Consider the following 25,009-nt stretch of genomic DNA (forward strand, 5'->3'; position numbering starts at 1 on the left):
GGGACGTCACCGGCAAGCTGCTGGCCGCGCTGCACACCGCGGTCAACGGCTGGCGGGGTCACGACGCGGAGCTGCTGGTCGACCTGGAACGGCACGGCCGCGAGCCGATCGGCGACGCGGACCTGTCCCGTACCGTCGGCTGGTTCACCTCGATCTCCCCGGTCCGGCTGCCCGCCGAGCGCACCGACGACGGTCTCGGCTTCGGGCTGCTGCGCTACGTCAACCCGCGTTCGGCCGCCGCCCTGGCCCGGCTCGGCACGCCCCAGGTGCTCTTCAACTACCTGGGCCGGTTCGCCGACGACAGCGGGGACTGGGCCGCCGCCGACGAGGACATCAAGGTCCGGCCGGACGACGACCTCGGCACGCCGTACCTGTTGGAGATCAACGTCTGGGCCCGCGGCCCGGAGCTGCACGCGGTCCTGACCTATGCCGACGATGGCCTCGGCCTGGACGCCACCCGGGCGATCGCGGACGGCTGGGCGGCGGCGCTCGCGCCGGCCGAGCAGGAGTGGCCGCTGTCGCCGCTGCAGGACGGCCTGTTCTTCCAGGCCAAGCTGGCCGGGGACGCGGATGTCTACATCGCGCAGAACGCCTTCGACGTCGGCTACCGGCTCGACGTCCCGGCGCTCGAACGGGCCTTCGCGGCCGTGCTGCGCGCGCACCCGGCCACCCGGCTGGGCTTCACCGACGAGGGCCGCGACCAGGCGGTGGCGATCCTCGGCACCGAGGTGCCGGCATCGGTCGAGGTTATTGATCTTTCGGACCAGGGCCGCACGGCCGACGTTGTCGATCTTGATGAGGAAAGCAGGCTCGACGCGGTCATGGCCGCCGACCGGGCCCGGCCGTTCGACCTCGCCGCGCCGCCGCTGGCCCGGCTCACCGTGGTGCGGCTGCCCGGCGGGCGCGACCGGCTGCTGTTCACCTACCACCTGCTGCTCTGGGACGGCTGGTCGCGCGAGCTGGTGCTGCGCGACCTCTTCGGCGCGTACGCGGGCCGGCCGATCGCCGAGCAGAGCGCGAGCTTCACCGACTATCTCGACTGGCTGGGGCGGCAGGACACCGAGGCGTCGGCCCGCGCCTGGGCGGACGCGCTGGGCGAGCCGACGATCCTCTACCCGGCCGCCGCCGGCACCCAGCCGGTGCTCGCCACCAGCCTCGGGGTGCGGCTGACCGAGCGGCAGACCGCCCGGCTCACCGAGCTGAGCCGGTCCGCCGGCGTCACCCTCAACGCCGTGCTGAGCACCGCGCTCGGCCTGGTGCTGGGCCACGCCTCCGGCCGCTCCGAGGCCGTCTTCGGCACCACGGTCGCCGGGCGGCCCACCGAACTGGACGGCATCGAGGAGGTCGTCGGCGTCTTCCTCAACACCGTGCCGCAGCGGGTCACCTTCGCCGCCGCCGAGCCGGTCCGCGACGTGCTGCGGCGGGTGCAGGCCGAGCGCGTCGAGCTGATGCCGCACGAATACCTGGGCCTGGGCGACATCCAGCGCGCGGCCGGGCGCGGCCCGCTCTTCGACAGCCTGTACGTGCTGCAGAACTTCCTGGCCGACGACACGTTCACCGACCTGGAGACCGAGCACGGCATCGTCGGGGTCGAGGCCGTTGACGCCACTCACTACCCGCTGACCTGGGTGGTCACCCCGGGCCGGGAGCTTCGGGTACGCCTGGAGTACCGCTCGGACGTGGTCGGCGAGGCCGAGGCCCGGTCCCTGCTCGACCGCTTCGCCGAGGTGCTGCACACCCTGGAGGTGGACGCGCCGGTGGCGGCCGTGCCGCTGGCGGGGGCGCCGGCGCTGCTGGGGCAGGCGGGCGCGATTCCGGACCTGACCATCGCGGAGATGCTGGCCGCGCAGGCCGCACACACGCCGGCCCGGGCCGCGCTGACCCACGACGGCGTGACGCTGAGCTACGCCGAGCTGGACGGCCGGGTCAGTGCCGTCGCCCGGGGCCTGCGCGACCTCGGCGCCGGACCGGAGACGATCGTCGGGCTCGCCCTGCCGCGCGGCATCGAGATGGTGGTGGCGCTGTTCGCGGTGCTGCGCGCCGGCGCCGCCTACCTGCCGCTGGACCTGGACCTGCCGGCCGAGCGCCGGCAGGACATGATCGACGACGCCCGGCCGCTGGTCGTGCTGGACTCGCTGGCCGGGCTCTACCAGGAGGTCGGCGAGCCGTGGCTGGCCGACTTCGCCCCGGGCACGCCCGGGCGGCTGGACCGGCCCGCGTACGTCATCTACACCTCCGGCTCCACCGGGCGGCCCAAGGGTGTCGTGACGCCGTACCGGGGGCTGACGAACATGCAGCTCAACCACCGGGAGGCGATCTTCGCGCCGACGGTCGCCGCGGCCGGCGGCCGGGTGCTGACCATCGCGCACACGGTGAGCTTCTCCTTCGACATGTCCTGGGAGGAGCTGCTCTGGCTGGTCGAGGGCCACCACGTGCACGTCGCCGACGAGGAACTGCGCCGCGACGGCCGGGCCCTGGTCGGCTACTGCGCGGAACATCGGGTGGACGTGGTCAACCTGACCCCGACGTACGCGCAGGCGCTGCTGGACGAGGGGCTGCTGGCCGGCGACCACCGCCCGTGCCTGGTGCTGCTCGGCGGCGAGGCCGTCTCCGAGAAGCTCTGGACCGTGCTGCGTGACACCGGGGGCGTGGTCGGCTACAACCTCTACGGCCCGACCGAATACACGATCAACACCCTGGGCGGCGGTACGGCGGACAGCGCCACCGCCACCGTCGGCCGGCCGATCTGGAACACCACCGGCTACGTCCTGGACGGCTGGCTCCGGCCGGTCCCGCCCGGCGTCGCGGGTGAGCTCTACATCGCCGGCGCCGGGCTGGCCCGCGGCTACCTGAACCGGCCCGGCCTGACCGCTGACCGCTTCGTCGCCGACCCGCACGTCGCCGGCAGCCGGATGTATCGCACCGGCGACCTGGTCCGCGAGCGCTCCGACGGCAACCTGGACTTCCTCGGCCGCACCGACGACCAGGTGAAGATCCGCGGCTACCGGATCGAGCTGGGCGAGGTGGAGACCGCCGTCTCCGCGGTGCCCGGCGTACGGCAGTCGGCGGTGCTCGCCCGCGACGGCGCACTGCACGCCTACCTGGTCGGCTCCGTGGCACCCGCCGTGGTGCGGGCCGCCCTGAGCGAGCGCTTGCCGTCCTACATGGTCCCGTCGCTGTACGCCGTCGTGGACACCCTGCCGCTGACGGTCAACGGCAAGCTCGACACCGCCGCGCTGCCCGTGCCGGCCCCGGTGGCCACCGAGTCCCGGCCGGCCGCCAACGACCGGGAGCGCCGGCTCTGCGAGCTGTTCGCCGAGGTGCTGGGCCTGCCGTCGGTCGGGGTCGAGGACGACTTCTTCGACGCGGGCGGGCACTCGCTGACCGCGCTGCGGCTGCTCGGCCGGGTCCGGTCCGAGCTCGGCGGGGACCTGTCGCTGCGGGTGCTCTTCGACGCCCGTACCCCCGAACGCCTGGCCCGGGCCACCACCGGCCCGGCGCGGGCCGCCCTGGCCGCCCGGGCCCGCCCGGACGTGCTGCCGCTCTCCCCGGCGCAGCAGCGGCTCTGGCTGCTCGACCAGCTCGACCCGGGTTCCAGCGCCTACAACTACCCGCTGCTGGTCCGGGTGGCCGGCGAGATCGACGTGCCCGCGCTCTCGCTGGCCCTGGCCGACGTGGTGACCCGGCACGAGGTGCTGCGCACGCTGATCTCGGGCTCGGCGCAGCACATCGCCGAGCCGCCGGCCACGCTGCCGGTGCTGGTCGACGTCCCGGTGGCCGAGCTGGTCGCCCGGTCCTTCGACCTGGCCGCCGAGCTGCCGATCCGGGCCGCGGTCGTCGCCGAGGGCGACAGCACGGTGCTGGCGCTGGTGCTGCACCACATCGCGATGGACGAGTGGTCCGACGGCCCGCTGCTGCGCGACCTGAGCACCGCCTACCTCGCCCGCCTCGACGGCCGGGCACCGGCCTTCACCCCGCTGCCGGTGCAGTACGCCGACTACGCGCTGTCCCTCGCGGACGACCCCGCCGAGCTGGACCACTGGCGCTCGGCGCTGCACGGGCTGCCGGACGAGATCACCCTGCCCGCCGACGCCCCGCGCGGCCCGGGACGCAAGACCGCCGGGCTGGTCCACGCCACCCTGCCCGCCGCGCTGATCGACCCGCTGCGGGAGATCGCCCGCGCCGAGTCGGCCAGCCTCTTCATGGCCCTGCACGCCACCCTGGCCGTGCTGCTTTCCCGGCACGGCGCCGGCACCGACGTGCCGATCGGCAGCCCCACCTCGGGCCGCGGCGACGCCGCCCTGGACGACCTGGTCGGCTTCTTCGTCAACACGATCGTGCTGCGGACCGACCTGTCCGGCGAGCCCACCTTCGCGGAGCTGCTGCGCCGCGTGCGTGCCGCCGACCTGGCCGCGTTCGAGCACGCCGGGGTGCCGTTCCAGCAGGTCGTGGAGCTGGTCAACCCGCCGCGGGCGGCCGGGTGCAACCCGCTGTTCCAGGCGATGATCGGCTACTTCCACCGGCCCGCGGACGCCGGCTCGGTGCTGGGGCTGCCGGCGCTGCCGGCGCCCGAGGTGGCGGCCGACCCCAAGGTCGACCTGAACGTCACCTTCATCGACGGCGGCGCGGACGGGGTCGAGGTCACCTGCGAGTACGACGCGGGCCGCTTCCGCCCGGAGACCGCCCGGCGCCTGCTGGACCGGCTCACCAACCTGCTCGCCGCCTTCGCCACGGATCCGGGGCAACTGGTCGCTTCGGCGGACCTGCTGACCGCCGCCGACCGCGACGAGCTGTCGTTCGCGGCCGGCGCTGTTGCTGCGGCTCAGGCGGCAGGTCCGTCCGATCCGGCCTCGGTTCCGACGCTCGGCCCGTGGTTCGCGGCGCTTTCCCGGCATGACGGTGAGGCGCTCGTGGCCGACGGCGTCAGCTGGAGCTACGCGGAGCTGGACCGGGCCTCCGACGCGGTCGCCGCGCTGCTGGCCGCCCGGGGCATCGGCCCGGAGAGCATCGTCGGCATCAACCTGCCCCGCTCGGCGGACCTGGTGGTGGCGGTGCTCGGCGTGGCCAAGGCGGGCGCGGCCTACCTGCCGCTCGACCCGGCCTTCCCGGCCGCCCGGCTGGCCTACATGGTCTCCGACGCGCGACCGGCCGCCGTCATCGGCGACACGGCCTTCGACGGCGTCCCGGCTCTTGACCTCCGGGATGCGGTGCCCGCCGGCGCGCCGGTCGTGGCGGTCAAGCCCGAGCACGCCGCGTACGTCATCTACACCTCCGGCTCGACCGGGCGGCCCAAGGGCGTCGTGGTCACCCAGCGGGACCTGGCGACGTTCCTGGCCGCCGTACCGCTGGGGGCCGCCGACCGGCTGCTGGCGGTCACCACGCTGTCGTTCGACATCTCCGTGCTGGAGCTGATGGGCCCGCTGCTGGCCGGCGGCACCATCGTGCTGGCCTCGCCCGCGCAGGTCCGCGACCCGCTGCTGCTGGCGGACCTGCTGCGCGAGCAGCGGGTCAGCGCGATGCAGGCGACCCCGTCGCTCTGGGCGGCCCTGCTGGAGTCGTCCGACGTGGACCTGACCGGGGTACGGGCGCTCGTCGGCGGCGAGGCCCTGCCGGCCTCGCTCGCGGCGGACCTGGTCGCCCGGACGGCGGCCGTGGTCAACCTGTACGGGCCCACCGAGGTCACGGTCTGGGCCACCCGCGACGACGTGGACGCGGACTGGGACGGCAGCATCGGGCGCCCGCTGCCCGGCACCACCGTGCACGTGCTCGACGAGCGGCTCCAGCCGGTGCCGCCGGGCGTGGTGGGGGAGCTGTACCTCGGCGGCGCCCAGGTCACCCGCGGCTACCTGGGCCGCCCGGCGCTGACCGCCGCCCGCTTCGTCGCCGCCGCCGGTGGGCAGCGGCTCTACCGCACCGGCGACCTCGTGGTGCTGCGCGCCGGCCGGTTGGTCTACCTCGGCCGGACCGACCACCAGGTCAAGGTGCGCGGCTTCCGGATCGAGCTGGGCGAGATCGAGGCCGTCGCGCTGGCCCACCCGGACGTGACCCGGGCCGTCGTGGTGGCCCGCGGCGACCGGCTGGTGGCCTACCTGACGACGACCGGCGGCACGGTGCCGGCCGGGCTCTGGGACGACGCGCTGCCCGGCTACATGGTCCCGGCCGTCTGCCACGTGCTGGACGCGCTGCCGCTGACCCCGAACGGCAAGGTGGACCGGGCCGCGCTGCCCGACCTCGCCGTCACCGTCGCCGGCACCTCACCCCGGTCCCGGACCGAGGCCACGGTCGCCCGGATCGTGGCCGAGGTGCTCGACGTGCCCGAGGTCGGCGTGCACGACGACTTCTTCGCGCTCGGCGGGCACTCGCTGCTGCTGGTCCGCCTCGCCACCGCGCTGCGGCGGGAACTGGGTGTGGACGTACCGGTGGCCCGGCTCTTCACCGCGCCGACCGTGGCGGGCGTGGCCCGGCTGCTGGCCGACGACGCCCCGGCCGGCGACGCGCTCGCGCCGGTGCTGACCCTGCACCCGGGCGGTGCCCGGCCGCCGTTGTTCTGCCTGGCCCCAGCGAGCGGCCTGAGCTGGCAGTTCGCCGGGTTGAAGAAGTACCTGCCGGCGGACGTACCGCTGATCGGTCTGCAGTCCCCGCTGCTCTCCGGCGGGGAGCTGCCGTCATCGCTGACCGAACTGGCCGAGGCCCACGCGGACCGGGTGGTGGCGCGCCAGCCGAGCGGGCCGATCCGGCTGCTGGGCTGGTCCTTCGGCGGCGCGCTGGCGCTGTGCGTGGCGGTCGCGCTGACCGAGCGCGGCCGTACCGTGGAATTCGTCGGGATGCTCGACGCCCGGCGGGACGCGGCGCAAGCGCCGTCGACGGTCGCGGCCCTGCTCACCGAGATGGGGTACGCGGTCAGCGACCCCGGCCTGACGGTGCTCGAGGCGGTCGGCTTCGTCCGGGCGGCCGGTGGCAGCGTGGCCGCCCTGACCGACGAGCAGATCGCCCTGGTCCTGGAGAGCTACCTGGCCGCGGACCGGCTGATGGCGACGGCGGAGTATCCGGTATATCCGGGAGAGGTGTTCTTCGTCGAGGCGACCGTGCCGGAGCAGGGCTTCACCGGCCGGGCGGCGCCGGCGTGGCGGCTGCTGACCGGCGGCATCGAGGTGCACGAACTCCCGGTCGCCCACTCGGAGCTGCTGGACCCGGCCACCCTGGAACACCTCGGGCCGCTGCTGGCCGAGCGGCTGTGGTGATCAGCGGGGGACCGGCACCAGGGCATCGCCGAGGAGACTGTCCAGGCCCCACACGAGCAGGCTCACCGCGACCCCACTGAGGAAGCCGAGGCCGAGGCCGATCCACCCGGTCAGCCTCGTCTCCCGGCCGAGGGCCCGGGGCGACCACGGTCGTTCCCGGGCCAGCCACCAGAACAGACCCAGGGCGAGCGGCACGCCGGTGACGAGCCAGAACCAGAACCACTTGGTGCCGATGACCGGGTCGGGCGCGGAGATGAGCGCCCAGAGGAACAGCACGCTGCCGGCGATGAAGAGCCCGTTCTGGATCGCCCCGAGGGGCAGCGCGGCGGGCAGCCCGCGGGCATCGTCGTAGGCCCGCAACTCGGCGTCGAGGGCCTCGGCCTCGGGCCCCGAGGACAGCGTCGTGTTCGTGCCGGCGCCTCCGCCGTCGACGGTGGCATAGTGCTGCCGCCCGTCGGTGGTGTGCCATAGCAGCACCGGCCCGGGACCACCCGACGACCGCAGGCCCGACTGGAACGGGTTGAAGTAGCCACCGTCGCTCTCCCACCGGTCGCCCCACTCGAACGACGTCAGCCGGCCGGCCGTCAGGTCGGCACGGGCCTGCGCGGCGCTCGACTCGCCGGGCGCCGACCACCAGGTGATCCCGGCGCAGGCGACCCAGCCGAGCACCAGGACGACCCGAAGCACCTGCCACCAGGAGACCTTCGGCCGGCCGACCTCCCGCACCACCACGTCACCCGTCACGAAGGTCATCGTGGCAGGGGGCAGCAACGCGAAGCGGACCGGGTGGAAGGTGACAACGCATCGTCGTTATCACCAGGGAGACGCTGGTTGCCGCCAAGGGGGACATCCCTGACTTCTGAGCTCGGGATCCGATGTTTTCGGTTCGTGGCGCGCTTCCTTTGTGGTAGTTACTTAGGGCGCAAATCGTGCGCACGGAGCAGAGGATGGTCAGGCGAGTGGAGTTCGTTCGACGCCTAGGGAAGAGCCCTCGGGAGCGCGGGAGTCTAAATAACGTGACATGTCCCGATATCTTCGAGCTGAGTGACGGCTCGTTCGCCGTGATCGGGACCGACATGACCGAGATGCTCGAGGGTGCTCTGCCGAAGGACGCGGGCCGTGCCGACCACGAGCGCATCGTTGTGATCACCCGTGAGACTCTGATCGCCGCGCAGGGCGACATTCCCGTCGTCTGACGCTCACGCCGCCTGGGCCGGGTCGGATCGATCCGGCACCAGGGTGGGTCCGTGGGGAGTGCTTCGCCCGTTCCTCGCCACGACCTTCTCGTACTCGCCGCAGACCTTGTTGACCCGCTGCGCGAAGGCGAATTCCGTGCTGGCGGGGTCGAGTTGCTCGCGGGCGCCTGCCGTGGCGTGCCAATAGGCGCGCATCACGGGGCTGGAGAACAGGTAGCGCAGGCTCTCGTCGATCGCCGCCTCGGTATAGTTCTCGGACTGCAGGGCCCTGAACTGGAACGAATAGATGAGGTTGGCGTACAGGAACTGCCGGTTGACGTTCGCGGGCAGATCGAGATCGATTGCTGGCCAGACGGCCGCCAGTTCCTCGTCATCGATACTCATCTTCACTAGTTGCTGGTGGAGCATGCCGAGGTTGGCATGAGACGTACGCCGGAGTTCCGTGTGATTGTGGGTCAGGAACTGACGCTGGCGCTCGAGTTCCGCGCGGTTCTGCCGGGCGGTGATCACCACCGCGAGCAGGGCGAGGCTGCTGATGATCGAGCTGAGCACGCCGAAGGTCTGGCCCACGTCGCTCCAGGTGCGCCACTCCTCGGAAGCGCCTTGGCGGGCGAGCACGGCGGCGACGCCGACTCCGGCCAGCAGGGTGGCGACCACGATGCCGCAGATGAGCGCCACCCAGGTGGCGACGCGGCTCGCAGTCGTGGTCCGGGGTGATTCGATGCGGACCGTCGGCTCTTTCATGGCGTCACGACCCCCGGGACTCCTGCAGAGACCGTTGCGCATGCGCGACAGCTCGCTTGTTATTCTCTGCCTTCATATTGCATTGTCTCGACAAGGGGCGCTAGCGCATGGGTGATGAATGATTGCCCGGCTGCCGTGTGTCGATTTGCCGGCTGGCAGGTTGCGGGATGGCAATTATCCAGCTGTCATTTCCATTAACGATCATTAAGTGCAGGAATGGTCGCCGTACGGGAACTGAGAATCGGGCCGCGGCAGAATGAGAGCGGGGGCGGCCGATGGCCGCCCCCGTTGGTGCCCGACGCCGGTCAGGCCTGGTTGGACAGGTCCTCGACCTTGGTCGCCGGGTCGCCGTCGGTGGCGGCCTTCAGCTGCGGCACCAGGATGTCCAGCGCGTAGAGCAGCGCGTTCGGGCCGCTGTAGGCCAGCGCGCCGCCCAGCGGGGTGGAGAAGGACGTGTACAGCGTGCGGTCCTCGGTCACGACCTTGAGCCGGCTGAACGCGGGGGAGGCCAGCATGTCCTTCTTGGTGGCGCCGTTGACGAAGAGTACGTCGCGGTCGAGCAGGTCCAGCCGCTCCTCGCTGACGTCCTCGGACTCGGTCTGCGCGGCGAAGCCGAGGGCGTCGAACAGGGCGCGGCGCGGGTCCTTGGCCGGGATCAGCCAGTGCTGGCCCTTCTCCGGGCCGAAGTCGACCACCAGGGTCTTGCCGGCGAACTGCGGGTTCGCGGCCTTGGCCTCATCGATCTTGGCGTTCACCTTGGCCACCAGCGCCTGGGCCTCGCTGGACTTGCCGAGCGCCTTGCCGGTGGTCAGCGTCTGCACGTCCCACGGCGTCTGCTCGTCGGCGTAGTCCGCGGACTGGATGACGGTCGGGGCGATCTGGGAGAGCTTGTCGTAGGTCTCCTTGTTGATCGTCTCGTAGATAGCCAGGATCAGGTCCGGCTGCTGCTTGATGATCGCCTCGAAGTTGAGCTCCGCGGAGAACGTGGTCAGCTTCTTGTCGCCCAGCGCGGTCTTGACCCACGGGTACGTCGGGTATTCGGTGAACCACTCCCGGGTGCTCACCGGCACCACGCCGAGCGCCAGCACCGGGTCCTGGTCGTTCCAGCCGACGGTGAGGACCCGCTCGGGCTGCTTCTCGATCGTGGTGGAGCCGAACTTGTGCGCGATGCTGACCGGGAAGGCCGCGGTGGCCGAGCCGGAGGCGGCGGGGGTGGCGGCCTTGTCCTCATCGGACGCGCATGCGGTGACGGTGGCGGCGGCGAGCAGTCCGGCGGTGGCGACGGCGAGGGCGCGTCGCCACCCACCCAGGCGGCGGTTCATCTATGGGGCTCCTAGCTCAGGGTCCGTTGGATCATTGCTAAGGTTAGGTTAGGCTATCTTTGCTTCCGCGACGGCCCCCGGGCCTCCCTTTTCTGCTCTCGCGGCACCCATCTCAGGAGGACGACACATGCAGCGGACCCTGCTCGGCGGCAAGATCCATCGGGCCACCGTGACCCAGGCAGACCTGCACTACGTGGGTTCGATCACGATCGACAAGACCCTGATGGACGCCGCCGACCTGGTCGAGGGCGAGCAGGTCCAGGTGGTCGACATCGACAACGGCGCGCGGCTGGTGACCTACGTCATCGAGGGCGCGGCCGGCTCCGGCGTGATCGGCATCAACGGCGCGGCCGCCCGGCTGGTCTCGGTCGGCGACCTGATCATCATCATGTCGTTCAAGCAGGTCGACGAGCGCGAGCGCGCCGACTACGTGCCCCGGGTCGCGCACGTCAACGCCCAGAACGAGCTGGTGGAGATCGGCTCGGACCCGGCGGCGCCGGTGCCGGGCGCGGACGACCAGATCTCCGGCAAGGTGCTGGTCCACTGAGCCCCGCGGGGCCGGGGGCATCGCGATGGGCGCGCTGACGATCTGCCGGGACTGCTGCTGCGGCAGCGCCGAAAAACACCCGGACACCGACCACGACGCCCAACTGGAGGCGATCCGCGGCGCGGTGGGCGACCGGCACCGGGTACGCGTGAGCGAGTGCCTGCGCGTCTGCGAACGCTCCAACGTGGTCGTGGTGCACCCGACCCCGGCCGCCCGCCGCGCCGGCGCCCGCCTCGTCCACCTGGGCGACGTCCTCGACGACACCCTGGTCGGCGCGGTGGCCGCCTGGCTGGACGCGGGCGGCCCCGGCCTGGCGGCCGTCCCGGAGCCGCTGACCGAGCGCGTCTTCAACCCGGCCGACTACGCCGACTGATTCCCTATCTCACTGCTGGATCGGGGGCTATTCGCCCGGTTGCTCGCTGCCTTGCGCCTGTTGCCGCACGGCGGCGCGGGGGCGTCGCTCGCCGTAGGTTATTTGCCCGGTTGCTGGCCGCCTTGCGCCTGTTGCCGCACGGCGGCGCGGAGGCGGTCGCTCGCCGTAGGCTGCTGCTGTGTCGGAGGCTGCAGCGGGTCGACGGGTGCTGGTGACCGGGGCGCGGCGGGGGATCGGTGCCGCGATCGCCGTCGAGCTCGCCGGGCCCGGCTGGACGCTGGTGCTGCATCACCTGGACGCGGCCGGCGAGGCCGAGTCCGTGGCCCGGCAGTGCCGGGAGCGTGGCGCCCGCACCGAGATCCTCGAGGCCGACCTCGCCGACCCGGCCGCCGTGTCCGCGCTCGCCGACCGGGCCGGCCCGGTCGACATCCTGGTCAACAACGCCTCCCGCGCCTCGAACGTCGCGCTCGCCGGCCTGCCGCTGGCGGAGTGGCAGGAGACGTTCGCCGTCAACGTGACCGCGCCGATGCTGCTCGCGCAGGCGCTCGGGGCCGGCATGGCCGCCCGGGGCTGGGGGCGGATCGTCAACGTCACCTCGGCGACCGTGGCGCTCGGCGGGCCGTCCGGGCCGTCGTACGTCTCCAGTAAGGCCGCCCTCGTCGGCCTGACCCGGTCGCTGGCCCGGTCCTTCGGGCCCGCCGGGGTCACGGTCAACGCGCTGTCGCCCGGCGCGATCCTGACCGAGCGCGAGGTCGAGATCCTGGGCGACAACCCGCACGCCGGGATCGTCGCCGGCCAGCTCGTGCCGCGCACGCTGCTTCCCGAGGACCTGCTCACCGCCGTCCGTTTCCTGGTCGCCGACGGCTCCGGCGCGATGACCGGGCAGGTCGTCGAGGTCGGCGGGGGACTCGTCCTCGGCTAGCGGTCGGGGTGGCTCGTCAGGTAGCCGCCCATGGTCTTGAAGTATTCCTGCGCCGGCAGCTCCACTCCCTCGTCCGTGCGGACCGAGCGGATCAGTAGCGCCTTGCTGCGCCCGCAGCGGGCCTCCGCGCCGGCCACGATCGCCACGCCGTCGCCCTCGCGGAAGAAGATGCGGCCCGGCGTGCCGCCGTAGACCGCCTGCGAGACCGCGGCCGTGATGATCTCCAGCCGCCGGCCCTTGTGGAAGCAGAACGCCTGCGGGTACGGCGCCGACTGCGCGCGTACCAGGCGCTCCAGCTCCTCGGCCGACCAGCTCCAGTCGATCCGGATGTCCTCCTCCGACCGCTTGTGGAAGAAGCTCGCCTTCGAGCGGTCCTGGGGGACGAAGTCCCGGCGGCCGCTCTCGATCGCCGCCAGGCCGTCGACGGTGATCGGGCCGAACAGCTCCAGCGTCTTGCGGAACAGGTCCGTCGTGGTGTCTGCCGGGCCGACCGGGACGGCCCGCTGCAGCACGATCGGGCCCGCGTCCAGGGTGTCGTCCATCAGGTGCGCGGTGACCCCCACCTCGGGCTCGTCGTTCAGCAGGGCCCAGATCAAAGGCGAGAAGCCCGCGTACGCCGGCAGCAGCGCGTCGTGCACGTTGAGGGTGCCGTACGGCGGCAGGCTGAAGATCCGTGGCGGGATCCAGGTGCGCCAGTTGGTGGCCACGATGACGTCCGGCGCGACCTGCTTGAGGGCCTCGTACAGCTCCTCGTCGTCGGGGCGCTCGCGCAGCAGGACCGGCACGCCGTGGGCCTGGGCCAGATCGGCGACCGAATCTGCCCAGACTTTCTCGTACGCCCCCTCGCCGACCGGGTGGGTGACCACCATCACCACGTCGTGTGCCGAATCCAGCAGCGCCTGCAGGGTCCGGTGCCCCCACGTCTGGAAACCGAACATGACGACGCGCATGAATTTTTCTCCCTCACTCGGCGCTGCGGACGCCCCCGCAGATGCTTAGGTTAGGCTAACCGAAATCTGGGGTCAGGTCGGCCCCGCCGTGGAGGGGACGGACATGTCTGAACCTGAACTCGATGTCGTGGGGATCGGCTTCGGCCCGTCCAACCTGGCCATGGCCATCGCCGTAGCCGAGCACAACGACACGCAGGGCCCGGATCGCGGGGTGCGGGCCCGGTTCCTGGAGCGGCAGGAGGCGTTCGGCTGGCATCGCGGCATGCTGCTCGACGACGCCACCATGCAGGTCTCGTTCCTCAAGGACCTGGTGACGTTGCGGAACCCGACCAGTGAGTTCAGCTTCCTGCGCTACCTGCACAGCCAGGGCCGGCTCATCGACTTCATCAACCACAAGAACCTGTTCCCGCTGCGGGTCGAGTTCCACGACTACTTCGCCTGGGCCGCCGCACAGGTGGACGACCAGGTCACCTACGACACCGAGGTGTTGTCGGTGACCCCGGTCCTGGCCGGCGGCGACGTGGTCGCGGTCGACGTGCTGTCGCGGCACGGCGAGGAACTCAGCACCCACCGCGCCCGGAACCTGGTCATCGGCACCGGGCTGCGCCCGCGCCTGCCCGAAGGCGTGACGGCCTCCGACCGGGTCTGGCACACCAGCGACCTGCTGCACAACATGCCGAAGCTGCGCGGCACCGAGCCGCGCCGGATCGTCGTGGTCGGTGCCGGGCAGAGCGCGGCGGAGGCGGTCGCGACGATGCACCGTGAGTTCCCGACCGCCGAGATCTGCGCGGTCTTCTCCCGGTACGGCTACTCGCCGGCGGACGACAGCAGCTTCGCCAACCGCATCTTCGACCCGGCCGCGGTCGACGACTTCTACGACGCGCCGGAGCACGTGAAGCAGCAGCTCATGGGCTACCACGCCAACACGAACTACTCCGTGGTGGACATGGATCTGATCGACGACCTGTACCGGCGGGCGTACCAGGAGAAGGTGCTCGGCAAGCAGCGGCTGCGGATGCTCAACGTGTCCCGGATGACCGAGGTGGCCGACGGTCCGGACCAGGTGGTGGCGAGCGTGCGGTCCCTGGTCACCGGGGAGACCACCCGGCTGGCGGCGGACGTGGTGATCTGCGCGACGGGCTACCACCAGGCCGACCCGTACGCGGTCCTCGGTGAGCTCGGCGACCTGTGCCACCGGGACGAGGAAGGCCGGCCGAAGGTGGACCGCGACTACCGCGCGGCGACCGACCCGCGGCTGCGGGTGGGCATCTATCTGCAGGGCGGCACGGAGCACACCCACGGCATCACCTCGGCCCTGCTGTCGAACACGGCCATCCGGGTCGGCGAGATCCTCGACTCGGTGGTGACCCGCCGGACGGCGCCCGCCCTGGTCGGCGTCTAGAGCGAATATATATTTTACCGATCACATATTCATGCGTAGGATCGGCCGATGTCCGATCTTGCGCACAACGATCAGGTGCCGCCCGCGCTCGGCGCCGCCCAGGTAGAGCGGTCGGCCCAGGTGGAGCGGTCGGCTCAGGTGGAGCGGTCGGCTGCGGCCGCGTGGCCGGCCGGTCGCTCCGAGACCGTGGCCGGATGGCTGCTGCGCCATACGCCCGGCGTCGCGCGGCAGCGTTCCAACTCGGCGCTGCCGCCGGCCCCGGAGCTGCACCCGGAACGCACGCTGGACGCGGTCGAGGCCTTCTATCGGGCGGCCGGCCTGCCGGCCCTGGTCCAGGTCAGCCCGGCCGAGCGGCACTTGGCCCTCGACGCGGCGCTGGCCGCACGCGGCTACCGCCGCGCGGCACCCACCCTGGTCCTGACCGGCTCGGCCGCCGAAATCATCACCCGGACGGCCGCAGCGACGCCTACGGTGGCGGCTGGTCTTCCCGCTGGGCCGCCTGGGGTGGTGGCTGGTCTTCCCGCCGGGGCGGACGTGGTGGCGCCTGGTCTTCCTGCCGGGGCGGACGTGGTGATCGATGGGGCTGCCGGGGCCGCTTGGTTGGCCGCCTATCAGGCGCTCAACGGTCCGGCGGACACGTCGCCGGTGGCCGAGCGGGTGCTCGCGCGCGTGCCGTCCCCGGCCGGGTTCGTCCGGATCGCGGTGGGTGGCAGGGTCGCCGCGATCGGAATGTTCGTGACCACCGGGGAGTGGGCCGGGGTGTTCTGCATGGCCACCGACCGCGCCTACCGGCGCCGGGGGCTGGCGCTCGCCGTGCTCGGCGCCGGGGCGCGCTGGGCGGCGGCCCACGGCTGCGCCGGGCTCTACCTTCAGGTGGAAGAGGACAACAACGCGGCCCGTTATCTGTACGCCCGGGCGGGTTTCACCCATTCGCACAGCTACCACTACCGCGTTTCCGGATTCCATGGCAGTTGAGATTGCGCTGCGTCAAGACTTGATCTCCGACAGTGGTGAATATAACTCTGCGTGACGGATTGTGAGGGGTCTGGTAAGACTATTTTCCACAGTCGACTAGTCCGATTAGTCAGTTCGCAGTGTGATCGTTGTCTTGCAGCGTGTCGGAGAGCAAACTTTCGTCCGCGCGTCCGCCCCCTCCCCCAGGCGCGAAGGAACCCATATGACGCAGTCCCGCCAGCCCCCTCCCACCCAGCACGCGCGCAAACGCAGCCCGCTCCCGTGGCTGATTTTCGCCGTGCTTGTCGTCGTCGCCGGCATCGTTCTGGTGCCCAAGCTGCTCGACGACAACAGCGCAGACACCGGGCCGGAGCCCGTTGCCGCCGAGGAGCAAGATCCGCTGCTCGTCGCGGTGCAGAAGTGCGATCCCACCAAGAAGGACGTGAAGCTCTCCGACGGTAACCGCAAGCTGACCGCCAACGGAGCCGGGGAGAAAGCCACGACCGGTCTCTCTGAAAGCGCCATGACCTGCGTCTTCGAGGCTATGCAGGTGCCCGGCCAGCTGAGGGAGCGGATGTACAGCACGGTCGCGGCCGACGGCCAGTTGCAGGGCGACTGGCCGGGCTTCACGGTCGTCTGGACCAACGACAAGGCCAAGGGTCTGAAGGTGACGGTCACCCGAAACTGACGGTCGCGCGGAAACGGGCCCCGGCCGGCATCGGTCGGGCCCGTTCCGGCTGCCCGGCTACAGCGACAGCGTGGCGGTCAGCCGCGGGTCGTCCAGGGCGTGCGCCGCGGTCACCGCGTAGGTGCCCGGGACCGAGTGCCAGCCGGCGTCCCAGACCTGCCAGGTGCGCGGCGGCAGCGGAACACGGACCGTCACTGTCTCGCCGGGATGGGCCTCGACCGGGCTGAAGCCCGCCAGCCACCGCGCCGGCCGCTCCGGCACCACGCCGGCCGGTCCCACGCCCAGCGGCGGCTTGCCCTGCGCCCCCGCGTACACCTGGACCACCTCGCGGCCGAACCGGGCGCCCGTGTTCGTCAGCGTCACCACCGCCTCGGTGGCCGACACCGCCAGCGTCTCGTACTGCCAGGTCGTGTAGCCCAGGCCGTGGCCGAACGCGTACAGCGGGGTGGTGCCCGCGCGCTGCCAGGCCCGGTAGCCGATGAAGACGCCCTCGTCGTAGCCGACCCGGCCGTCGCGGGGGACCACCCGCAGGATCGGGCAGTCCTGCTCGCGGCGCGGCCACGTGGTGGGCAGCCGGCCGCCGGGCTCCGTGACGCCGAGCAGCACGTCGGCCAGCGCCGCACCGGCCTCCTGGCCCGGGAACCAGGTCAGCAGCACCGCCGCGACGTCGCCGGCCCAGGGCAGCAGCACCGGCGAGCCGGCGTTGACCACCACGATCGTGCGCGGGTTCGCCGCTGCCACCCGTACCACCAGCTCGTCCTGCCGGCCCGGCAGCGAGAGTGACGTGCGGTCGAAGCCCTCGGACTCCACCTGCTCGGTCGTGCCCACGACGACCACCGCGACGTCGCAGGAGGCCGCGAGCGCCACCGCCTCGGAGATCATGCTGTCGGCGGAGACGCCCGGCGCCAGGTGGCCCAGCGTCGCACTGACCGTGTGCGCCATGCCGGGCTGGATGCTCTGGCGCAGCACCACCTCGACCGGCACGCCGGCCGTCAGCCGCGCGATCGCCCGGTGCTCGCGCGGCGAGAGCAGCAGGTCGGCGCGGGTCGCGCCGGGCGGATGCAGCGTGCCGACATAGAGCTGCCGCGCACCCACCCGCAGGTCGAACGAGCCGAAGCCGGACACCGCGAACGTGTGCTCGCCGTCCTGCTCGGGGGTGAACGTGGTGCGCATCTCCAGGCCGGTGACGACGGCCGGGTCGAGGCCGCCGGGCAGGTCGCCGATCCACCGCACGGCGGCCGAGCCGACGGTGAACCGGTGCCCGGCGCCCAGCAGCTCGATCGACGCCGGCTGCGGCAGCGCCGGCAGGAACGGGCGCGGGTCGGCGCCGACCGCGTGCACGACATCCACCCCGGACAGCGCCCGGGTGAGGCCGTCCAGCGGGGAGATCACGTGCGGCGGGACCACCTGCGCGCTGCCGCCGCCGAGGACCCGGGCGTCGGTGGCCAGCGCGCCGATGACGGCCACCCGGGTCAGCGCCGCCGCCTCCAGCGGCAGCGTGAAGTGCTCGTTGCGGGCCAGCACGAAGGACCGGGTCGCGACCTCGTGGGCCACGGCGTCGCCGTCCAGGTCCGGCGGGGGAGTCAACACCGCCGGGGGTACGCCGTCGAGCACGCCGACCCGGCCGGCCAGCCGCAGCACCCGGCGTACCTTGTCGTCGATCAGCTCCTCCGCGACCTCGCCGGCGCGCACCGCCGCGACCAGCCGCGCGCCCCACGGGTTCTCCAGCGCCGGCATGGCGATGTCGAGCCCGCCGAGCGCGGCGGCGACCGTCTCCCGGGCCGCCCGCCAGTCGGAGACCACGATGCCGTCGAAGCCCCACTCGTCCTTGAGCACCTCCGACTGCAGCCGCCCGTTCGAGGCCATCGGCTCGCCGTTGACTCCGTTGTAGGCGCTCATCACGCCCCAGCCGCCCGCCCGCACCACCCGCTCGAACGGCGCCAGGTACAGCTCGCGCAGCGCCCGCTCGCCGATCCGCACGTCGACGGTCATCCGGTCGGTCTCGAAGTCGTTGCCCACCAGGTGCTTCACCGTCGTGCCGACGCCGTGCTCCTGCACGCCGACCACGAAACCGGCCGCGATCTCGCCGCTGAGCAGCGGATCCTCCGAGTAGCACTCGAAGTGCCGGCCGCCCAGCGGGGTGCGCTGCAGGTTGACCGTCGGGCCGAGCAGCAGGTGCACACCCTTGCGCCGTGATTCCTGGCCGAGCAGGTGCCCGGCCCTGCGGGCCAGCGCCGGGTCCCAGGTGGCGGCCAGCGCGGTCGGGCTGGGCAGGGCGATCGACGGGTCGTCGGGGGCCCAGCCGGTGCCGCGGACGCCGATCGGCCCGTCCGACATCACCAGCGAGCGCAGCCCGATCGCCTCGATCGCGGGCAGGGACCAGAAGTCCTGGCCGCCCAGCAGCGACACCTTCTGTTCGAGGGTCAACCGGGCCAGCAGGTCATCCATGGAAGCGCTCCCATCACGTCGGCTGGGGAGATCCTACGTGCGCAGATAGGAGGCGCCGTTGAGGTCGATGATCGTGCCCGAGGCCCACTCCGCCTCGCTGGAGGCCAGCCAGTGCACCGCACCCGCGATCTCCTCCGGCCGGGCCACCCGGCCGAACGGGCTCTGCGCCCGGATCGACTCGCCACGCTCGGACTTGAGGTGCTCGTTGGTCATGTCCGTCTCGACGAAACCCGGCGCCACGCAGGCCACCGCGATCCCGTACGGCGCCAGCGCCACCGCCAGGGACTGCGCCATCGAGTTCAGCGCCGCCTTGCTGGCGCCGTACGCGGGTTGCTGCGGCTCGCCCCGGAACGCGCCACGCGACGACACGTTGACGATCCGGCCGCCACGCTCCCGCATGTGCTGCGCCGCCGCCCACGCCGCGTTCGCCGCGCCGAACAGGTTCACGTCGAACGTGTCGCGCCACATCGCCTGCCACTGGTCGTAGCCGGTGCCGAAAACCGGATGCGGGGCGTCCGCCCGGCCGTACGCTCCGGCGTTGTTGACCAGCACGTCCAGGCCGCCGAGCCGGTCCGCCGCGGCATCGACCATGGTCCGCACCGCGACCGGGTCGGCCAGATCGGCCCGGACCACGACGTGGCCGCTGCCCGGCAGCTCGGCCGCCAGCTCCTCGGCCAGCTCGGCCGAGTCGCGGTGGTGGATCGCGACCCGGTCGCCGGACGCCGCGAACCGGGTCGCCACCGCCCGTCCGATGCCGCGGGAGGAACCGGTCACGAGGATCGCCCGTCCTGTCATAACCTCACTCTAGGATCTTCGTCGTGGACAACGACTGCCTGTTCTGCCGCATCGCCGCCGGGGAGATCCCCGCGACCGTCGTGCATGAGACCCCCACCACGCTGGCCTTCCGCGACATCGACCCGAAGGCCCCGGTGCACGTCCTGGTCATCCCCAAGGCGCACCACCGCGACGTGCTCGCGCTCGCCGGCGACCCGGGGGCGGCCGCCGACGTGCTGGCCGCCGCGGCCGCGGTCGCCGAGGCCGAGGGGCTCACCGGCGACGGCTTCCGGCTGATCTTCAACACCGGCGCCCACGGCGGTCAGGACGTCTTCCACGTGCACGCGCACGTCGTCGGCGGCAAACCGCTCGGCCCGATGGTCTCTCGGTGACGCCGCAGCAGCGCCTGGAGCGCGCGGTGCGCAAGGTACAGGCCGACGCCCGGGTGCCCGCGCTCTCGGTCGCCCTGCACCGCGCCGACCGCGACCTCTGGACCTGCACCGTCGGCACCTCCGGCAACCCGGAGCACCCGCTGGAGCCCGGCAGCCGGTTCCGGATCGGCTCGGTCACCAAGACCTTCACCGCCGTACTGGTCATGCAGGCCCGCGACGACGGCCTGCTGGAGCTCGACGACCCGATCTCGGACCACCTCGACGTCCCCGCGCACGGCACCGCCACCATCCGCCGCCTGCTCTCCCACACCGCCGGCTTCCAGCGCGAGCCGCACGGCGACGTGTGGGACGTGCTGGTCGCGCCGGACGACGCCGCCCTGCTCGCCGACCTGGCCCAGGCCGAGCGGGTGCTGCCCAACAACCGCCGCTACCACTACTCCAACCTGGGCCTGGCCGTGCTCGGTCAGCTCGTGGCCAGGCTGCGCGGCGGCACCTGGGCGTCGGTGCTGCGCGAGCGGATCCTCGAACCGCTCGGGCTGGCCTCGACCACCGTCGAGCCGACCGCGGCGGCCGTCGTCGGCTATCTGGTGGACGCCTACTCCGACGCCGCCCGGCCCGAGCCGCAGCTCGACCTGGGCGGCGCGGGCCCGGCCGCCCAGCTCTGGAGCACCGCCGGCGACATGGCCCGCTGGGCGGCGTTCCTGGCCGCCCCGGAGCTGGTCGACCCGGGCGCGCTGGTGCTGGCGCCCGAGACGGTCGACGAGATGCGCTGGCCGCAGACCACCACCGACGACACCCTGTGGGCGGCCGGCTTCGGCCTCGGCCTCATCCTGGCGCCGCAGGGCCGCCGGGTGATGCATATCGGGCACGACGGCGCGATGCCCGGTTTCCTCGCCGGCGTCTACGGTCGGCGCGGCGGCGAGGGCAACCCGGGCGCGCTGGGCGCCGCGGTGCTGGGCTCCTCCGGCACGGCCACGGAGATCAACGACCTGGTGCACGAACTGCTCGCGCTGGCCGTCGAGGCCGACCCCGCCGAGATCCCGGCCTGGTCGCCGGGGCGGGCCGCGCCGGAGGCCTACTCCTCGGTGCTCGGGCCCTGGTGGGGCGAGGGCTTCGCGCACGTCTTCAGCTGGCACGACGGCACCCTGCAGGCCCGCGCCGTGGACGTGCCCGCCGACCGGCCGCCGTCGGTCTTCCGGCCGCTGCCCGACCAGCCGGACGTGCTCCGGACGGTCTCCGGGCGCGAGGCGGGGGAGCTGCTCAGGCTGTCCCGCGACGCCGGCGGCCGGGTGGTCCGGATGCACTGGGCCACCTACCGGTTCACCCGGGTCCAGGAGACGTTCGACGGCGTGCCGGTCTCGCGGGGCTGACCCGGTGCCCGCCGGCGGACGGAACAGCCGATAATGGCCTCGGCGCGGGTACCGCCGACCGGATACGATGGCACGACTCCAAGGCGGCCGCCGACCAGGCAGCACGCTCCAGCGGGACGAGAATGAGAGCAGGTGGCTGAGGCCTCACGGCCGCCCCTATGACCGGCACCGATCCCAGCAACGCTGCCGCTCGGGTGCAGACCAGGATTTCGGTCTCCGACCCGAAGATCATGGTGAATCTCCTCGGCGCCAAGGACGAGATCCTGCGGCTCATCGAGCGGACCCTCACCAGCGACGTGCACGTCCGTGGCAACGAGATCACCATCACCGGCGCGCCCGCCGACAACGCCACCGCCGAACGCCTTTTCTCGGAGCTGATCGAGCTGATCGAGAAGGGCGAGACGCTCAGCGTCGACGCCGTCCGCCGCACCGTCGCGATGCTCGAGCAAGGCACCGCCGAGCGCCCCGCGGAGGTGCTCACCCTCAACATCCTCTCCCGGCGCGGCAAGACCATCCGCCCCAAGACACTCGGCCAGAAGCGATACGTCGACGCCATCGACGAGAACACGATCGTCTTCGGCATCGGCCCGGCCGGCACCGGCAAGACCTACCTGGCGATGGCCAAGGCCGTGCAGGCGCTGACCGCCAAGCAGGTCAGCCGGATCATCCTCACCCGCCCGGCGGTCGAGGCCGGCGAGCGGCTGGGCTTCCTGCCGGGCACCCTCAACGAAAAGATCGACCCGTACCTGCGGCCGCTGTACGACGCGCTGCACGACATGCTCGACCCCGAGCAGATCCCGCGCCTGATGGCGGCGGGCACGATCGAGGTAGCCCCGTTAGCCTACATGCGGGGTAGGACTTTGAACGATGCATTCATCATTCTGGACGAGGCGCAGAACACCACGCCCGAGCAGATGAAGATGTTCCTGACCCGGCTCGGTTTCGGTGCCAAGATCGTTGTCACCGGTGACGTCACCCAGGTCGACCTGCCCGGCGGCACCACCAGCGGGCTGCGCATCGTCCGGGAGATCCTGCGGGGCGTCGACGACGTGCACTTCTCGGAGCTCACCAGCTCCGATGTCGTCCGGCACCGGCTGGTCGCCGAGATCGTCGACGCGTACGCCCGCTTCGACGCCGAGCAGGAACAGCAGGCCACGCAGTCCGTCCATGCCGTGCCGGGCCGGGCCGCCAGCGGTGGCCGCCCGAACCGCCGGCGCTGATAAGGGGTTAAGCACTACATGTCCATCGAGATCGCCAACGAGTCCGGAGTCGAGGTCGACACCGACGCGATCCTGGCGGTGGCCCGGCACGCGCTCGAGGAGATGGGGGTCAACCCCCTCGCCGAGCTCTCGATCCTGCTGGTCGACATCGACTACATGACCGAGCTGAACCATCGCTGGATGGGCAGTGACGGCCCCACCGACGTGCTCGCCTTCCCCATGGACGAGGGCAGCATCGACCACGGTCCCGGCGAGGCCGGTACCGGTGAGCCGGCGCTGCTCGGCGACATCGTGCTCGCGCCCGAGGTCGCGGCGAAGCAGGCCGCCCCCGCCGGGCACACCCCCGCCGACGAGCTGCACCTGCTCACCGTGCACGGGGTGCTGCACCTGCTCGGCTACGACCATGCCGAGCCCGAGGAGGAGCGCGAGATGTTCGCGCTGCAGGCCAGGCTGCTGCAGAGCTGGCGCTCCGGACGGCGGGCCGGCTGATCCCCGTGGAGCCGTCCTTACTCGCGGCGGGAGCGGCCAGCGGCCTGCCCGACGTGCAACTGGTCACCTACGCCGCGGTCCTGGTCTTCCTGGCCGGCCTGGCGTCGATGACCGACGCGGCGCTGGCCGCGGTCTCCTCGGCGCGCGCCGCGGAGATGGCCCGCGACGGTCAGCGCGGCGCGGCCGCCCTGGAAGCCGTCGCGGGTGACGTGGTCCGCCACCTCAATCTGTTGCTGCTGCTCCGGCTGCTCTGCGAGCTGACCGCGACCACGCTGGTCGCGCTCGTCGCGGTGGACAGCTGGGGCGTCGGCTGGCGCGCCGCGCTGGTCACGGCCGGCGCGATGACGCTGGTCAGCTTCGTCGTGGTCGGCGTCGCGCCGCGCACGGTCGGGCGCCAGCACGCGTACGCGGTGGGCAAGGCCGCGGCGCCGCTGGTCCGCTGGCTCGGCCGGGTGCTGAACCCGCTGGCGTCGCTGCTGATCCTGATCGGTAACGCGGTCACGCCCGGCAAGGGCTTCCCCGAGGGCCCGTTCGGCAGCCAGGTCGAGCTGCGCGAGCTGGTCGACCTGGCCGAGCAGCGCGGCGTCGTGGAGCACGGCGAACGCGAGATGATCCACTCCGTCTTCGCGCTGGGCGACACCATCGCCCGCGAGGTGATGGTGCCGCGCACCGAGATGGTGTGGATAGAAGAGGCCAAGACGCTGCAGCAGGGGCTCTACCTCTTCCTGCGCTCCGGCTTCTCCCGCATCCCGGTGATCGGCGAGAGCGTGGACGACGTGCTCGGCGTGCTCTATCTCAAGGACGTCGTCCGCAGCACCCAGAACGGCGACCCGGCCGCCTCGGCCATGCCGGTCGCCGAGCTGATGCGCAACGCCACCTTCGTGCCCGAGTCCAAGCCGGTCGACGACCTGCTGTCGGAGATGCAGGCGGCCCGCACCCACCTGGTCATCGTCGTCGACGAGTACGGTGGCACGGCGGGCCTGGTCACCATCGAGGACATCCTCGAGGAGATCGTCGGCGAGATCACCGACGAGTACGACGTCGAACGCCCGCCCATAGACCATCTCGACGGCGGTGCGGTGCGGGTCACCGCGCGGCTGCCGATCGAGGACCTCGGCGAGATCTTCCACGTCGAGCTGCCGGCCGACGAGGTGGAGACCGTCGGTGGCCTGCTCGCACAGACCCTGGGCCGGGTGCCGATCCCGGGCGCCTCCGTCGACGTCGGCGGCCTGCACCTGATCGCGGAGGGCACGACCGGCCGCCGCAACCGGATCGACTCGGTGCTGGTGTGCCGCGTCGAGCCCGCCTCAGCCGTCGCTGAGGACACCGAGAACGCCCCCGAGACCGAGGAAAGACAGCACGCTGATGCCTGACCAGACCAGTTCCGCCGGATCCGTTGTCCCCGCCGCCGAGGGCGAACTCACCGCCGAGGACGCCAAGCTGGTCACGTTGGCCCGCGGCGCCCGCGCCCGGGTGGGCGCGGTCGAGGGAGCAGCGGTACGTGACCAGGACGGTCGCACCTACGCGGCGGCGACCGTCGTCCTGCCCAGCCTGTCGGTGACGGCCCTGCAACTCGCGGTGGCGTCGGCGGTGGCGGCGGGCGCGACAAAACTGGAAGCGGCGGCGGTGGTGACGGAGGCGTCAACGCTGGACGGCGCGGGGCACGCGGCGGTGCGCGACCTGGCAGCCGACGCCCCGGTGCACGTGGCGTCCCCGACCGGCGCCCTGCTGGGCACGGTGACGGCGTGACCGCCACCCCGGAGTCGAGCCGCGCGAAGGCGGCCGGCGGGGATGGCCGGAAGGCTGGGGTTCGCGGTGACGGCGAGAGGACGGCTGCGGCTGGTGGCTCGCGGGCTCGGGGGAGCGGTTCGGCGGCGGCGGGTGACGGGCGGGTTCGGGCGAGCGGTTCGGCGGCGGCGGGTGACGGGCGGGTTCGGGCGAGCGGTTCGGCGGCGGCGGGTGACGGGCGGGTTCGGC

General features: G+C 72.4%; 20 protein-coding genes. 14 read left to right on the forward strand and 6 right to left on the reverse strand.

What is annotated here, in order from left to right:
• A partial coding sequence (locus DMB66_RS01140; protein WP_148112713.1) for an amino acid adenylation domain-containing protein occupies positions 1–7,241 on the forward strand: 7,241 nt, incomplete at its 5' end.
• Here the strand turns inward: DMB66_RS01140 and DMB66_RS01145 are convergent.
• Positions 7,242–7,994 (reverse strand): hypothetical protein, encoded by a 753-nt coding sequence (locus DMB66_RS01145; protein WP_125802101.1) that lies wholly within the window; start codon positions 7,992–7,994, stop codon positions 7,242–7,244. It abuts the gene before it with no gap.
• Between the two features lie 263 nt (positions 7,995–8,257).
• Between DMB66_RS01145 and DMB66_RS01150 the strand changes: the two genes are divergently transcribed.
• A complete protein-coding gene (locus DMB66_RS01150; RefSeq protein WP_233624206.1) occupies positions 8,258–8,437 on the forward strand; it encodes a hypothetical protein in 180 nt (59 codons plus the stop codon).
• A gap of 3 nt (positions 8,438–8,440) precedes the next feature.
• Here DMB66_RS01150 and DMB66_RS01155 read toward each other — a convergent pair whose 3' ends face one another.
• Together DMB66_RS01155 and DMB66_RS01160 are read right to left on the reverse strand one after the other, a co-directional pair.
• Positions 8,441–9,094 (reverse strand): DUF6082 family protein, encoded by a 654-nt coding sequence (locus DMB66_RS01155; protein WP_125802103.1) that lies wholly within the window; start codon positions 9,092–9,094, stop codon positions 8,441–8,443.
• 392 nt (positions 9,095–9,486) lie between these two features.
• Positions 9,487–10,503 (reverse strand): ABC transporter substrate-binding protein, encoded by a 1,017-nt coding sequence (locus tag DMB66_RS01160; protein WP_125802104.1) that lies wholly within the window; start codon positions 10,501–10,503, stop codon positions 9,487–9,489.
• A 127-nt stretch (positions 10,504–10,630) separates the two neighbouring features.
• Here DMB66_RS01160 and panD point away from each other — a divergent pair, with 127 nt between their 5' ends.
• The 3 genes from panD (at position 10,631) to DMB66_RS01175 (ending at position 12,345) form a co-directional block, all read left to right on the forward strand.
• The gene (gene panD, locus DMB66_RS01165) at positions 10,631–11,050 is read left to right on the forward strand and encodes an aspartate 1-decarboxylase (RefSeq protein WP_125802105.1); all 420 of its coding nucleotides are present in this window, start codon (positions 10,631–10,633) and stop codon (positions 11,048–11,050) included.
• Positions 11,051–11,084: 34 nt separating this feature from the next.
• On the forward strand, positions 11,085–11,423 hold the full coding sequence (locus DMB66_RS01170) for a hypothetical protein (protein WP_125802118.1): 339 nt from the start codon (positions 11,085–11,087) through the stop codon (positions 11,421–11,423).
• Between the two features lie 178 nt (positions 11,424–11,601).
• Entirely contained in the window at positions 11,602–12,345 is a 744-nt protein-coding gene (locus DMB66_RS01175) for an SDR family NAD(P)-dependent oxidoreductase (RefSeq protein ID WP_125802106.1), read from the forward strand.
• On the opposite strand, the gene DMB66_RS01180 is transcribed toward DMB66_RS01175, so the two are convergent.
• Positions 12,342–13,295: a methionyl-tRNA formyltransferase gene (locus DMB66_RS01180; RefSeq protein WP_125802107.1), complete on the reverse strand. Its 954-nt coding sequence runs from the start codon at positions 13,293–13,295 to the stop codon at positions 12,342–12,344. The two genes, DMB66_RS01175 and DMB66_RS01180, sit on opposite strands and share 4 nt — an antisense overlap.
• 103 nt (positions 13,296–13,398) lie before the next feature.
• On the opposite strand from DMB66_RS01180, the gene DMB66_RS01185 reads away from it, so the two are divergent.
• The 3 genes from DMB66_RS01185 (at position 13,399) to DMB66_RS01195 (ending at position 16,339) form a co-directional block, all read left to right on the forward strand.
• A complete protein-coding gene (locus tag DMB66_RS01185) occupies positions 13,399–14,697 on the forward strand; it encodes a lysine N(6)-hydroxylase/L-ornithine N(5)-oxygenase family protein (RefSeq protein WP_125802108.1) in 1,299 nt (432 codons plus the stop codon).
• A gap of 48 nt (positions 14,698–14,745) precedes the next feature.
• Entirely contained in the window at positions 14,746–15,672 is a 927-nt protein-coding gene (locus tag DMB66_RS65515; protein WP_125802109.1) for a GNAT family N-acetyltransferase, read from the forward strand.
• A gap of 202 nt (positions 15,673–15,874) precedes the next feature.
• Complete coding sequence (locus tag DMB66_RS01195; RefSeq protein WP_125802110.1) at positions 15,875–16,339, forward strand: hypothetical protein; 465 nt, start codon at positions 15,875–15,877, stop codon at positions 16,337–16,339.
• 57 nt (positions 16,340–16,396) lie between these two features.
• Here DMB66_RS01195 and DMB66_RS01200 read toward each other — a convergent pair whose 3' ends face one another.
• Both DMB66_RS01200 and DMB66_RS01205 read right to left on the reverse strand, forming a co-directional pair.
• The gene (locus tag DMB66_RS01200; protein WP_125802111.1) at positions 16,397–18,787 is read right to left on the reverse strand and encodes a glycoside hydrolase family 3 protein; all 2,391 of its coding nucleotides are present in this window, start codon (positions 18,785–18,787) and stop codon (positions 16,397–16,399) included.
• 33 nt (positions 18,788–18,820) lie between these two features.
• Positions 18,821–19,582 carry an SDR family NAD(P)-dependent oxidoreductase gene (locus DMB66_RS01205; RefSeq protein ID WP_125802112.1) on the reverse strand — a complete coding sequence of 254 codons (762 nt, stop codon included), beginning with the start codon at positions 19,580–19,582 and terminating at the stop codon, positions 18,821–18,823.
• Positions 19,583–19,605: 23 nt separating this feature from the next.
• On the opposite strand from DMB66_RS01205, the gene DMB66_RS01210 reads away from it, so the two are divergent.
• The 6 genes from DMB66_RS01210 (at position 19,606) to DMB66_RS01235 (ending at position 24,781) form a co-directional block, all read left to right on the forward strand.
• Complete coding sequence (locus DMB66_RS01210) at positions 19,606–19,953, forward strand: HIT domain-containing protein (RefSeq protein ID WP_125802113.1); 348 nt, start codon at positions 19,606–19,608, stop codon at positions 19,951–19,953.
• The gene (locus DMB66_RS01215) at positions 19,950–21,323 is read left to right on the forward strand and encodes a serine hydrolase (RefSeq protein ID WP_125802114.1); all 1,374 of its coding nucleotides are present in this window, start codon (positions 19,950–19,952) and stop codon (positions 21,321–21,323) included. Before DMB66_RS01210 ends, DMB66_RS01215 begins: the two co-directional genes overlap by 4 nt.
• A gap of 158 nt (positions 21,324–21,481) precedes the next feature.
• Positions 21,482–22,543, forward strand: coding sequence for a PhoH family protein (locus DMB66_RS01220; protein WP_199751710.1), 1,062 nt, complete (start codon positions 21,482–21,484; stop codon positions 22,541–22,543).
• A gap of 18 nt (positions 22,544–22,561) precedes the next feature.
• Complete coding sequence (ybeY, locus tag DMB66_RS01225) at positions 22,562–23,032, forward strand: rRNA maturation RNase YbeY (RefSeq protein ID WP_125802115.1); 471 nt, start codon at positions 22,562–22,564, stop codon at positions 23,030–23,032.
• Positions 23,033–23,037: 5 nt separating this feature from the next.
• Positions 23,038–24,405, forward strand: a complete 1,368-nt coding sequence (locus tag DMB66_RS01230; RefSeq protein WP_125802116.1) for a hemolysin family protein — start codon at positions 23,038–23,040, stop codon at positions 24,403–24,405.
• Positions 24,398–24,781, forward strand: a complete 384-nt coding sequence (locus tag DMB66_RS01235; RefSeq protein WP_125802117.1) for a cytidine deaminase — start codon at positions 24,398–24,400, stop codon at positions 24,779–24,781. The genes DMB66_RS01230 and DMB66_RS01235 overlap by 8 nt, the downstream gene beginning before the upstream one ends.
• Positions 24,782–25,009: the final 228 nt, after the last annotated feature.

The sequence above is a fragment of the Actinoplanes sp. ATCC 53533 genome (genome assembly GCF_003947245.1).